The organism is Wenyingzhuangia sp. IMCC45574, assembly GCF_054182685.1.
Map to the genome: position 1 here is coordinate 1,211,018 of NZ_CM135169.1, position 13,363 is coordinate 1,224,380.

The 13,363-nt window shown below is 33.7% G+C and carries 12 protein-coding genes; 8 read left to right on the forward strand and 4 right to left on the reverse strand.

The window, feature by feature from the left end; all coding sequences use genetic code 11:
* Positions 1-101: 101 nt before the first annotated feature.
* Both ACXHHC_RS05115 and ligA read right to left on the reverse strand, forming a co-directional pair.
* Positions 102-1,724 carry a 7TM diverse intracellular signaling domain-containing protein gene (locus ACXHHC_RS05115; protein WP_458228570.1) on the reverse strand — a complete coding sequence of 541 codons (1,623 nt, stop codon included), beginning with the start codon at positions 1,722-1,724 and terminating at the stop codon, positions 102-104.
* Positions 1,725-1,733: 9 nt separating this feature from the next.
* A complete protein-coding gene (gene ligA / locus ACXHHC_RS05120) occupies positions 1,734-3,719 on the reverse strand; it encodes an NAD-dependent DNA ligase LigA (RefSeq protein ID WP_458228571.1) in 1,986 nt (661 codons plus the stop codon).
* A gap of 105 nt (positions 3,720-3,824) precedes the next feature.
* Here ligA and ACXHHC_RS05125 point away from each other — a divergent pair, with 105 nt between their 5' ends.
* The 3 genes from ACXHHC_RS05125 (at position 3,825) to ACXHHC_RS05135 (ending at position 6,527) form a co-directional block, all read left to right on the forward strand.
* Complete coding sequence (locus ACXHHC_RS05125) at positions 3,825-4,406, forward strand: Crp/Fnr family transcriptional regulator (protein WP_458228572.1); 582 nt, start codon at positions 3,825-3,827, stop codon at positions 4,404-4,406.
* An 83-nt stretch (positions 4,407-4,489) separates the two neighbouring features.
* On the forward strand, positions 4,490-4,984 hold the full coding sequence (locus ACXHHC_RS05130; protein WP_458228573.1) for a GlcG/HbpS family heme-binding protein: 495 nt from the start codon (positions 4,490-4,492) through the stop codon (positions 4,982-4,984).
* Positions 4,985-4,994: 10 nt separating this feature from the next.
* Positions 4,995-6,527, forward strand: a complete 1,533-nt coding sequence (locus tag ACXHHC_RS05135) for a Dabb family protein (protein ID WP_458228574.1) — start codon at positions 4,995-4,997, stop codon at positions 6,525-6,527.
* 61 nt (positions 6,528-6,588) lie between these two features.
* On the opposite strand, the gene ACXHHC_RS05140 is transcribed toward ACXHHC_RS05135, so the two are convergent.
* Positions 6,589-7,416, reverse strand: a complete 828-nt coding sequence (locus tag ACXHHC_RS05140) for a hypothetical protein (RefSeq protein WP_458228575.1) — start codon at positions 7,414-7,416, stop codon at positions 6,589-6,591.
* Between the two features lie 153 nt (positions 7,417-7,569).
* Positions 7,570-8,301 (reverse strand): helix-turn-helix domain-containing protein, encoded by a 732-nt coding sequence (locus ACXHHC_RS05145; RefSeq protein ID WP_458228576.1) that lies wholly within the window; start codon positions 8,299-8,301, stop codon positions 7,570-7,572.
* Between the two features lie 210 nt (positions 8,302-8,511).
* Here ACXHHC_RS05145 and ACXHHC_RS05150 point away from each other — a divergent pair, with 210 nt between their 5' ends.
* The 5 genes from ACXHHC_RS05150 to ACXHHC_RS05170 all read left to right on the forward strand — a co-directional run bounded on the left by ACXHHC_RS05150 (position 8,512) and on the right by ACXHHC_RS05170 (position 13,355).
* Positions 8,512-8,907 (forward strand): YbjN domain-containing protein, encoded by a 396-nt coding sequence (locus ACXHHC_RS05150; RefSeq protein ID WP_458228577.1) that lies wholly within the window; start codon positions 8,512-8,514, stop codon positions 8,905-8,907.
* Positions 8,908-9,034: 127 nt separating this feature from the next.
* Positions 9,035-9,733 (forward strand): PspA/IM30 family protein, encoded by a 699-nt coding sequence (locus ACXHHC_RS05155; protein ID WP_458228578.1) that lies wholly within the window; start codon positions 9,035-9,037, stop codon positions 9,731-9,733.
* Positions 9,734-9,884: 151 nt separating this feature from the next.
* Positions 9,885-10,604 carry a hypothetical protein gene (locus ACXHHC_RS05160; protein WP_458228579.1) on the forward strand — a complete coding sequence of 240 codons (720 nt, stop codon included), beginning with the start codon at positions 9,885-9,887 and terminating at the stop codon, positions 10,602-10,604.
* Positions 10,605-10,620: 16 nt separating this feature from the next.
* Positions 10,621-12,717, forward strand: coding sequence for a flotillin family protein (locus ACXHHC_RS05165; RefSeq protein ID WP_458228580.1), 2,097 nt, complete (start codon positions 10,621-10,623; stop codon positions 12,715-12,717).
* A gap of 53 nt (positions 12,718-12,770) precedes the next feature.
* Complete coding sequence (locus ACXHHC_RS05170) at positions 12,771-13,355, forward strand: biotin/lipoyl-containing protein (protein WP_458228581.1); 585 nt, start codon at positions 12,771-12,773, stop codon at positions 13,353-13,355.
* The last annotated feature ends 8 nt before the right edge of the window (positions 13,356-13,363 follow it).

Here is a 13,363-nt window from a genome sequence, read left to right on the forward strand (position 1 = left end):
CAACTCCAAAACTAGGGTTCAACAACTAATTACAAAATTTTACAGGGGTTACAATTGGGGTTACAAAGGCATATTTACAGGGGTATACCCACTAAAAACTTCTATTCTCTATATTTTTTTAAATAATCGTCTAATAAAACATCTACTGGCACTTCTAGTTTTTTTCGCAAACGGTTACGAGAAGTTTTTATGGTGTTCACCTCAACCCCTCTTAAATCGGCAATCTCTTGGCGGGTTTTTCCAATAACAATCAACGTAGCTATTTCTATATCGGTTTTGGTGAGTTTAGGGTGTTTTTGCGTCAATCTTTCTTTAAAGCCCAGAGTATCTTTAAATGATTCTCTTATAGTCTTAATTCTTTGTTCCTCTTTAGCATTGGCTTGTATGCCTGAAATCACCTTATCTATTTCACTTTTTTTACCCTCTATTTTTTTTAATGATTTTGTTAATGCTTCTTTTTCTTCAATTCTAGTTACAGTTTCTAACTCTAATGACAAAACTTTATTTTTCTGATCTCCCAGCTCCCTAGAAAGCGACAATATTTGTTGCTGAACATTTCTTTGTACATAATGGTTTACGACGGTTTGAACTAATAGATAAATCAAAGACAGATAAGAGCCTATAAAAAAAGTCTGAATTATATACGATGCATGTAAAACATTATTCACCAAACAAAGCAATACAACAAATACACTTATCAATAACAATTTAGCATGTTTCTCTTTTTTATATACTGCTAAACCTAAAAACCAAAAACAAAATACAATTTGGGCTACTATAAAAAGTCTCATAAATGCTGCCCACTGGGTTACACGGTAAGTATTAAGTAACAAACACACAACAATTCCAACACTCTGGACAGTAATAAAAAACAAAAATGTTTTTTTATTAATTTGCTTCGGAATGAATTCTCTATAAAAAAGAAGAACACTTATACACACAACATGAATAGAAATATATCTTAATATTTGAACTATCGAAAATGGAATACTCGGGATAAAATCATACATAATACTCTGCTTAACAACAATGGTTCGCAGGTTAAATCCAATACAAATGAAAGCCATATAGATATATTTTCTCTCTTTGTGTAAAGCGTACAAATACCATTGATACAACATTAAAAACAAAAGAAATACAAAAGCTATATAATCGCTAATACTCTCCTCTTTTGCATGTTTTAACATCGCTTCTTCAACCAATAGTTTTGGTTTACGATTAATACCTCCCCCCCAATGGTGTTGGTTATTACTAATTAAAAAAGCAACCGTATTTTTTTTCTTTTTTGGAAGTTTTAAAACAAGAGGAGTACCTCTAGAAGAAGATTGCTGTATGTCTTTACTAAAAACACCAAACTCAGAATGATATTGATTGTTGATCCAAATTTCACAACCTCCTGTTATTCTTTCAATATCTAGATAATATTGATGATAAACATCAGGCAACTCAAAATGAAATACGATAGTCCCATAGCCTTTTGCGGGGTTCTTATTAAGTCCTCCTTTTGACCACAAAGCCAAAGGAAAATTAAGTTTTTGCGGCTTCGTTAAAACTGATATATCAAATTCATTACTTGCATTAAAAGGAAGTTGATTCCTAAAAAACTGAATATCACCATCTAGCTTTAAAACATCATGCTCTTTTAATTTTTGATTAAAATCTTTTTTTTGTGCTTGAACAGACACTAAAATTAAAAGAAAAAACAGGGTACTTATTTTTTTCATATCCATTGATTACAACATCCCTAAAAAATCATCTTCCGAAATAATCTCTACTCCCAAACTAGTTGCTTTCTCCAACTTGGCAGGCCCCATATTATCACCCGCAACTACATAAGTCGTCTTTTTAGATATAGAACCGCTAACTTTTCCTCCGTTATCCTCTATTAATTTCTTTAACTCGTTTCTAGACACTTGATGAAAAACTCCTGAAACGACAAAGATCTTCCCCACTAATTTATCTGTCAATCCTTCTTGAGAAGCTTCACTCATAGCCAACTGCACTCCGTAAGATTTTAGTCTATCTATCATTTGGATATTAGCCAATTCATCTTTAAAAGCAATCACACTTTCCGCAATCTTATCGCCAATTTCATCAACCGCAATTAGGGTCTCAAAATCAGCTGCAAACAACGCATCTATATTCTTAAAATGTTTGGCCAATTTTTTCGCTACAGTTTCACCCACAAAACGAATCCCTAAGGCATACAATACTTTTTCAAAAGGAATTTGTTTGGATGCTTCAATTCCAGCCACCATATTATTCGCTGACTTTTCGGCCATTCGCTCTAAAGGAATAATTTGCTCTGCTTTTAACTCGTACAAATCTGCATAATTCTGAATTAGCCCCTCTTTACACAACAACTCCACAGTCTCTGCTCCCAAACCATCAATATCCATGGCTTTTCTGCTTATATAATGAATAATTCTACCTGCCACTTGTGGAGGACAAGCTTGCTCATTTGGACAATAATGTTTTGCATCTCCTTCTCTCCTAACCAATTCAGTATTACATTCTGGACAATGGGCAGCGTATTGTGTGGGCTCAGAATTTTGAGGTCTTTTAGCTAAATCAACCCCTACAATTTTAGGAATAATCTCTCCTCCTTTTTCCACATACACTTCATCTCCTACTCGTATATCGTGCAACGCTATTTGATCTGCATTGTGCAAAGAAGCTCTTTTAACCGTAGTCCCTGCCAATTGTACAGGTTCTAAATTCGCTACAGGTGTAATAGCCCCCGTTCTTCCTACTTGATACGTAATTTCGTTTAATTTGGTAGCAACCTGCTCGGCCTTAAACTTGTAAGCTATTGCCCAACGTGGAGCTTTAGATGTATACCCTAATTCCTCTTGTTTTGCAATGGTATTTACTTTAATTACAATTCCATCTGTTTCATAAGGCAAGTCATGTCGAGCTGTATCCCAATAATTTACAAACGCCACAACCTCCTCTATGGAGTTGGCTACCTTTATAGTATCTGGCACTTTAAACCCAGCACTCCTTGCAGCCTCTAAAGACTCAGAATGCGTTTTAAAACTACTAGACAATACTTGATATAACAAACAATCCAAAGGTCTTTTAGCCACCTCTGCACTGTCTTGTAATTTTAAACTTCCACTAGCTGTATTTCTAGGGTTCTTATAGGTTTCTTCACCAGCCGCTATTCGCTCCTCATTCATTTTCTCAAAACCATCCAAAGGCAGAATAATCTCTCCCCTTATTTGAAAAACCTGTGGCATTCCAGCACCTATTTTTAAAGGTAAAGATTTAATGGTTTTAACATTCGTGGTAACATCATCCCCCTGTACACCATCACCACGAGTAACTGCTTTTACCAAAACTCCATTCTCGTAGGTTAAGTTGATAGAAGCTCCATCGTATTTTAGTTCACAAGTAAATTGCAAAGGCCCTTCAACTATTTTTAAGACTCTTTTCTCCCAATCTAGCAAATCTTCTTTGCTGTAAGAATTATCCAACGAGTACATTCTATCTTGATGCACCACTGTTTCAAAATTCTTTGTAACAGCTCCACCTACTTTCTGTGTAGGCGAATTTGCATCAAAAAATTCAGGATGAGCTTCTTCTAAAGCTTGCAATTCCTTCAACTTCATATCAAAATCATAATCCGAAATACTCGAATTGTCCAATACATAGTATTCATGATTCAACCTATGTAACTCTACTCTAAGGGATTCTATTTTTTCTTGGATGTTCATCTTCTACTTTTATCAGTCTTGTAAATTTAAAATTGTTTCGTAAAACTTTATCAACTTTTTATTTATTTTGCTAACATCAAATAGCCAACAGAATTCCTTTTAATTTTGAACTACGATTTACTAAAACAAAATTTCTTAAAAACCCTTCAAGTATCCAATACTGATTTGGATACCATCTGCTCTAAGTTCACCACCAAAACAATTAAAAAAGGAGATTTTTTACTAGAACAAGGTAGCATTTGCAAATTCGAAGGTTTTGTTCTAGAAGGTTGTTTTAGAATTTTTTCTATAGATAAAAAAGGAAAAGAGAACTCACTCTATTTTGCCGTTAAAGACTGGTGGTTGATGGATATTGATAGCTTTTTAAACCAAACACCATCGGAATTAAACATACAAGCTTTAGAGGATAGTACCATTTTAATTATAGACAAAACAGACAAAGAAAACCTTTACAACGAAGTACACGCTATAGAAAAACTCTTTAGAATTATGTCTCAAAAAGCAGTAGCCGCTTGGCAAAGAAGAGTCATTCGCAGCAAATGTTTTACTGCCAAAGAACGCTACTTCTACTTTATAGAAAAATACCCAGACATTGTCTGTAAACTTACCGACAGACAAATTTCTAGCTACCTAGGAATAACTCACGAATTCCTGTGTAAAATCAAAAAGCAAACCTCTAAAAAGTAGTTTCATTTCATCAAAGTTGAACAAGTTCAACTATTTTATGCTTTTCATTTTTGATTTTTGTTACAATAACAATTACATGTCAAATGAAAAATAATATATTAAAAACAAAAAGCATCTTATTTTTGGCGATTGCTTTGTTTGCTTTTACAGCAAATGCCCAAACCTCTAACGAAATGACCTTGAAAGAGGCAGAAAGTGCTATTGCCATAGCAAAAAAGAAAGCAAAAAAGTTGAAAGCACTGGTAAACATTGCGGTAGTAGATTCTGGAGCCAACTTAGTAGCATTTGTAAGAATGGATAAATCTTACTTAGGAAGTATAGACGTAGCTATTAAAAAAGCTAAAACAGCCAGATATTTTAATATAGACACGGGTAAATTAGGAGAATTAACACAACCTGGAGGTATTATCTACAACATTGAACTAACAAACGGAGGATTGGTTTCTTTTCCAGGAGGTATTCCAGTTAAAGATAAAAATGGTAATATTATAGGAGCTATTGGAGTAAGTGGCGGTACTATTGACCAAGACAGAGAAATTGCAACAGCTGCTGCAGAATCAATTGTAGAAAACAGATAAAATAACAACTATGAACTTTATTAAAAATAGCCTTATTGCTTGTGTTACCCTAATTTCCGGGATTTCTTTAGCACAATCATCAGAAGACCTAACATTATACAGAAAAGATTTTAAGGGATTGTCCGCAAAAAACACAGTGAGTATTACTAGCTATGTTAAAAACGGAACCAACTACATTTACACAGGAGGAGCAGGAGATTTAGACGTTTTTAGTATTGCTAAGGATGGAAAGTTAACTGCTGTAAGTACCCACAAACTATACAAAGAAAAAGGACCTGGTAGAGGTCTAGTAGCCGACAAAATTAACGGTACAGACTTCTTATTTGTAGGAAACAAACACGGTAACGCAGTAGAAGTACATAAAATCTTAGACAACGGATCGTTAGAACGTGTGTTCTTAGTAGAAGATACAGAAGAAACTCACTTAAACACCGTAATTACATTACAGGTAGTTCATATGAAAAAAGCTTCTTATTTATTTGTAGGTGGACTAGAAAGAAATGATCCAGGATTGACTTGTTTTAAAATCCACAACGATGGAAAATTAACACATGTACAATCTATGAAAGACTCCGAAGAATTACATACCGATGGAATTATTGGAATGTATGTTCACAAAATCAAAGGTAAAACGTATTTGTACACCGGTGGTTTTCAAGACAACGGAGTGAGTAGTTTTAGAGTGTATGAAAATGGAACCTTTAAAAACGTAAACAACATTCACGACAACACTAAAGACAGATATTTAACAGGAGCTTACCCTGTTACCGGTGCTACCTTTGGGGACGACCACTACATAATTGTTGGACACAGACACCATAAATACTATGGTTATGCTCCTAAATTCATCAAAAAGAAAGATTTTGTATACCATGGAGATGCTGTTAGTGTTTTTAAAGTAAACAAAAGAGGAAAATTAATTCCTCATTCAGTTTTAGTTGATGATGAAACTATGAAACTTTCTGGACAAACAAGAATAGAAGTTGTTTACAACAATGAAAACGAAGCAGTTATTGCTGTTGGTACAAGAGACGACCAAGCAATCCAATTATGTAAACTAGATAAAACAGGAACATTAACTCCAATTAACTATCTAGAAACAGGATTCTCTATCTATTATGGATTAAATGCAATTAAAATTGACAATACTAACTTGTTAGTAGCAGGATCACAACAATGGGGATTCCAAAAACTAGTAAGCTACCAAGTAGATACTAAAGACAAATCAAAAGAAGGAAAAGTAATTAAGCACGTAGTAAGCTTAAAGTTTAAAGAAGGAACGCCTAAAGAAAAAATAGACCATGCAATTGCTGTTTTTGAAGGCTTAAAAGACAAAGTTCCAACTATTGCTAAAATGGAAGGTGGATTAAACGACAGCACAGAGGGGCATGACAAAGGATTTAGTCATTGTTACACCATTACATTTAACGATGTTCACGGAAGAGAAACTTACTTATTTCATCCAGAACACTTAAAACTAGTTAGCATTGTTGGGCCTTTGTTAGCAGATGTTTTAGTTATGGATTACTATACAGAGAAATAAAAAACACTCTCTGTAAAATAAGAAAGAGCAACAGTTGTGTTGCTCTTTTTTTTGTTTTCTATTAATCCTCCACAGTACTTGGTGGTCTGTATTTAGCATCCACTTCTTCTGCCGGATCTGTTTTGTACTTTAAAAATTGCTGTAAACCCAAAGACGTGTGATAGAACATTAAGTAATCTATACAAGCATTTTTAGACCTACCCGCAATTGTAAATGTATACTCCTCTCCTTTGATTAGATTATAACTTGCTGGCCCTTTATCATGATGAATTTCCAAACCTGTCATAGCCCCCATAGTACGAGGCAATGTCCAGTTTTTCCCTCTTCCATAGAACTTAGCAAAACTTTTAAGCTCATCTGTAGTAAATGATGTTGCCGATGTAAAATTACCAGCCAGCTTTCCCCATATATCGTTACTGTGATCATCATGAAATTTTTCACCAATTGGAAAATGCTGCAACAACCTACCTACTAAATTATATTTTCCTGTTTTAGGACACACAAACTTAAATACCAATGGCGAACCAGGTGGTCCACTAGCAGTACCATTTCCTTCAAACTCTAAATAATCGTCGTTAACAGCCGGTGTCGTTGTTTGGTCAAAGTACTCGCTTTCTCCTTTTTTTCTTAAAACCCACTTACCCAAATCAGATTTTGTTATTTGTGGTTCAAACACAAGATAATCAGGACCATATTTAATACCATCAACAATTACGGTTCCCTCTCCTATAACAACCTTATCTTCTTCTGGTTCTTCTTTTTCCTCTTCTTGTACTTCATCATTTTCACTCACTATAGGATTTTCAGTATCTATGGGATCATTTTCAGAACAGGATGCCAAAATCAAAGTAAAAACAACTAAAAATCTTAATAGTTTTAAAATCTTCATTCTTTTCTAGTTTATTTTAGATTATTCGTTAAATATAATCCGCAACAACTTAGATACTGTAACAAAACCGCTTTACAATAGCTTTACAGTACGAATGTCTAATAAAAAAGAACCTAAACATTCCCTAGATTTCTTACTACAAACAAGGCAACATTATTCGCTTAACCTGTTCATAATCTGATTGATTTTATCCTCTATCCCAGATGAGAACTTTGGATACCTTTTTAAAACCACATCTGTTATTCTCCAAAAAAAGACTTCTTCAGCTACAGGAATTTCAATAGGAGCCACATTTACATGATCTGACTTAAAAACAAAACTTGTTTCGGTTCTGCTATACCTTCTAACAAACATAGCTCCCGCTCTCAGTACAATTAAAACCTCTCCTTTTTCCGCTTCATTCACCGCTATTTGTTTACCAATTACCACATCGTTTAAAAACAATCCTTCTTGATTTACAACCATTGTAAGATCTTGCACTTCAAAAGCCAACATTCTCTCCTCTGCTTTAATGGGTAATTTTAAGGTTGGTAAGTCGTCATAACTTTCATCTTTAGGAAAATTAGTTACAAAGCTATCTTTATTCAATTCTGCTACATAAGGCACTTTTACCAAATTACTCTTCATTACCTGATTCACATCGGTGGTTACCCCACCATCAAATCGTAGCAATTGATTGACAGTAATCTCTTTTGTTAGAATACTATCTATAGATATGCTAAAATAATTAGCAACTTTAATAATAGTATCTATTTTTGGCTCACTCCTACCCTCTTCATAAGCCCCTAGCGTAGCCCTCTTTAGATCAAACAAATCTGCAAAAGCTTGCTGACTCATCTTTTTAACCCCTCTAATCTTTTTAACATTTCTTCCAAAAAAAGACATATTTTGCTAATTTTATTTGCAAATTAATATTTATCATGTATATTTGTAAGGTAATCAAGACAAAAAACCAACAATATGATCCAAAAATAAAGCAAAAGAGCTCTAAAAGCAAATAAAATTAGCAAACAAAATTATAAATCTAAAAAAAATAACACTTCAATTTAAAAAGTGTTTTGTAATATTAAAAAGAAAAAATACAAGTCAATTTACATGGAAAATCATTTCGACAGAATTAAAAACTATCTTATTGAATTAAACTATACCATTTCTCACGAAGACCAAGAAGATGGAATTATTATGATCCAAAATCAAAGTGAGGGTATTAACAACATGATTTTGGGAATTGCTGACCCAATCTTAATTATTGAACAGTACATTTTTAAAATTAACAGTCCTAACGAAGACATTTTTAAACAATTACTTCAAAAAAACAGAGACATTGTACACGGAGCATTTGTGTTAGATGAATCTGGAGAAAAGGTAATTTTTAGAGACACTTTACAAATAGAAAATTTAGACTTAAACGAACTAGAAGCCTCTATTAATTCTTTAAGCTTGTTGTTAAGTGAATTTTCGGAAAACATTATAACATTTTCTAAAGCATAAACAATATAGGTTTTAGAATGCAGATATTAGAATCAATATCTCTTCTAGAATCTTTACACAAACATTAATAAAACATGAGATTTTCGAGACTTTAACGTCTAAACTCTCACTATTAAAAAAATACATTATGAATATTTTCAAAAGATTATTTAACGTAGGAAAAGCCGAAGCACATTCTGCAATTGACAAAATGGAAGACCCTATTAAAATGACAGAACAGGGTATTAGAGACATGAAAGGAGACTTAACCAAAGCTTTAGAAGGTTTAGCTCAAGTAAAAGCCATGTTGATACGTTCGCAAAATGACAAGGCTCAGTATGAAACAAAAGCCAAGGACTATCAGAACAAAGCCATGTTAATCTTACAAAAGGTTCAGAAAGGAGAATTACCTACCGAAGACGGAGATCGTTTGGCAAAAGAAGCTTTAATTAAAAAAGATGAAAACCAAGAGCATGTTAACAGAGCTAAAGTAGAAATAGATAAGTTTACCGATTCTGTTGCGCAATTAGAAAGAAACGTTAACAGCCTTAAAAGCAATATTAGCAAATGGGAAAACGAATTAAAAACCCTAAAGGCTAGAGTTAAGGTTTCTAATGCAACTAAAAACTTAAACAAACAAATGGCTGCTATTGACAGCTCTAGTACTGTTAACATGTTAGAAAAAATGAAGGAGAAAGTAGCACAAGAAGAAGCTTTAGCAGATGCCTATGGAGATATTGCTAACGAATCTAAAAGTGTAGACGATGAAATTGACAAAGTACTAGACAATACCAACGTAAGTGCCGACAACGATTTAGAAGCCTTAAAGAAACAAATGGGAATGTAACCCCATACGTTAAATAAGGGTTTAGTAACTTAAACCCTTATTTTTTTTCCTGAAAAAGTACTCCAAAAAACTAATACTAAAGCATGATGATATAAAACATTATTTCTCATATTTTGGTTGAAGAATCACGTTTTAAAAATTGCAATTATAAATGACACTCTACGATTTAGCTTTTTCACCCATAAATGCACCATTAACCTATTTTCTAATAGCCTTAACAGTCTATAGAATTATTACTACGCTACTAGGATTCGATTTTGATTTGGACGTAGATGTAGATGTGGATATGGACATTGATGTGGATGCCGATATAGAGGTAGATGCAGACACCTCTATAGATAGCACAGCTATTGATTTAGAAGAGATTTCTAATATTGAATTGAAAAACGAAACCGTTGTTAGAGACAAAAGAAAAGAATTAAAGTGGTGGCAAATAGTCTTGATTTATTTCAATTTTACAGAACTGCCCTTTATGTTCACTTTTACAACCTGGATCTTTTTCTGGTGGTTTATCACTTTAGTAGGAACCTACTTAACCTTTAGTTACGACAACGGCTTTGGATTTGTGGTCTTTTTAATTGCCATTATACCATCGCTTATTATCAATAAAATATTTACAACTCCCTTTAAAGCTTTCTTTAAAAAATTAAACCGAAAAGGAGATGCTCCTATAGATTTTATAGGAAGAAAAGCAATTCTAGATTCTAATATTTCTGGAGATAAAATGGGGCGAGCTAAAATAAAAATCGAATCAGATCCCTTATTGATTTATGTGAAATCTCTGAGTGGAGAAGAACTAAAAACAGGAACCGAAATTCTAATTATTAAACAAGATAAAAACAAAAAATACTATTACGTTCAACAAAATTAATTAACAAAAAATTATTATGATTCTAAATACGATAACACTCGCATTTACCGATATTTTTTCGGACCTAACAGGACTACTTATAGGGGCTCTTGCTGGAGCTTTTGTACTCTACATTATTATTATAGCAACATTCTACAAAAAAATACCACAAGGAGAAGCACTTGTAAAAACCGGAATGGGTGGAACCAAAGTTGCTTTTGACAAAGGTATGTATGTAGTACCTGTTTTTCATAAAGTAGAAATTATGGACATCTCCGTAAAGAAAATTGAAGTAGAGAGGTTATCAGAAGATGGGTTGATTTGTAAAGACAATATGCGTGCAGATATTAAAGTAGCCTTCTTTGTTAGAGTAAACAAATCTGTAGATGATATTATAGAAGTAGCACAAACTATTGGATGCGAAAGAGCTTCTGACGAAGATACTTTATACGAACTATTTGAAGCAAAATTCTCTGAGGCATTAAAAACCGTGGGTAAGAAATTTGAGTTTATAGAATTGTACGAAGCTCGTAGAGAGTTTAGAGATGAAATTATTAATATTATTGGTACAGACTTAAACGGATATACCCTAGAAGATTGTGCTATTGACTACCTAGAACAAACTCCAGTTTCTTTCTTAAAAGCAGACAATATTTTAGATGCAGAAGGAATTAAGAAAATTACAGAGTTAACGGCAGAACAAAACATGAAAGCCAACTTAATCATGCGTGAGGAGCAAAAAATAATCCGTAAGCAAGATGTAGAGGCTCGTGAAGCTATTTTAGAATTGGACAAGCAGTTGGCAGAAAAAGAAGAACAACAAAAGCGTGAAATTGCCAATATCAAAGCTAGAGAAGAAGCAGAAATCGCTAAAATTTCTGAGGAAGAACGATTAAAATCTGAATCTGCTAGAATTGCAACCGAAGAAAAAGTTAAAATAGCCGAAGAAAACAAAGACCGTCAAATTATAGTAGCTGCCAAAAACAAAGAACGTACAGATGCTGTAGAAACAGAAAGAGTTTTAAAAGACAAAGAATTAGAAGCTACAGAAAGAGAAAAAATTGTGGCTTTGGCAAACATAGACAAAGAAAAAGCGGTTGAAATAGAGAAAAAGAACATTCAGGATGTAATTCGTGAACGTGTGTCTCTAGAAAAAGGTGTGGTAGAAGAACAAGAAAACACAAAAGATATTGAAGCTTTTAAAACTGCCGACAGAAATAAAAAAGTTGCCATTACAATTGCCGAAGAAAATGCAGAAGCAGCATTGATTAAAACCATTAAGGCTGCAGAAGCACAAAAAGAAGCTGCCAAACAAAAAGCTGAAGAAATTAACATCGAAGCTCAAGCTCAAAAAGAAGCTTCTACCAAAGAAGCAGAAGCAAGAAAAATTATTGCAGATGCTCAGGCAAAAGAAGAAGCTACTATTGGATTGTCCGAAGCACAAGTATTACATGCAAAAGCAGAAGCACACGAACGCGAAGGACTGGTACAAGCTACTATTATTGAGAAAACAGCATTGGCAGAAGCAACTGGTATAGAAGCCAAAGCAGAAGCCGTTAAAAAGCAAGGATTGGCAGAAGCAGATGTAATAAAAGAAAAAGCCTTAGCAGATGCTGCCGGAATTGAGGAGAAAGCAGAAGCTATGAAGAAATTAAACGGTGTTGGTAAAGAACACGAAGAGTTTAAATTACGCTTAGACAAAGAATTACAAGTAGACTTAGCAGAGATCAACATTCAGAAAGAAATTGCAGATGCACAAGCAGCAGTAATTGCCGAAGCCTTAAAAGCTGCAAATATTGATATTGTAGGTGGAGAAACCATGTTCTTTGACCAGATTATTGGACAAATTACCAAGTCTAAAGGAATTGACAGATTGGTAAATCACTCTGAAAACATTACCGATGTAAAAGATGCCATTTTAGGTTCTAACGACGTAAAAGGGAATTTACTAGACAAAGTAAAAGGATTTGCAGAGCAATACGGAATTGGTTCTGAAGACATAAAGAACCTAACTATTTCTAGTTTGTTATTAAAGCTACACGGAGAAGCAGGCGATAACGATCAAAAAAACTTATTCTCTAATCTTTCTAACCTAGCGAAAGCACTAGGACTGGGAGATAAGAAGTTGGGGTAATTGATTAACAAATAATGAGGCATGTTTACATGCCTCATTAAAACTCAACTAAAATGTCATTTCTCAAAAAAATAATTTCAATATTTCAACCAACTCCTGAAGCTAGTTTAGCTGTTGGTAAAACCGCAAAAGAAGACGAATACAAGCTTTGTGAATGGTTAGTGCCTGACAACAGCTTTATTAAACAAGGGGATATATTAGTTGAAATTGAGAACAATAAAGCAACATTAGAGCTTGAATCTTATCATAGTGGACAAATTCAAATTAAAACTTTAAATAACACAATTATTCATCCTGGAGATCTTCTAGCAAAAATAACACTTGATGATAATAGCATAATTGAATTAACCGCTCCCTCTATGAGGACGACTTATGGTAGCGACACACCTGGACAATCAGACAAAAACACCACTGTGATATCCATGCCTCAATTAAGTAACAAGACTAAAGAATATAAAATTAGCAAATGGCTCGTTTCTTCAGATCAAACAATTCATCAAGGAGATATTCTTGCTGAGATTGAAACCGATAAAGCTACCATGGAATTTGAATCTTTTAGCTCTGGCACCATTGAAATAATTACAAAAGAAGGAACAACTGTAAAAGTTGGTGACATCATTGCCAAAATTCATCACTAATAAAACAT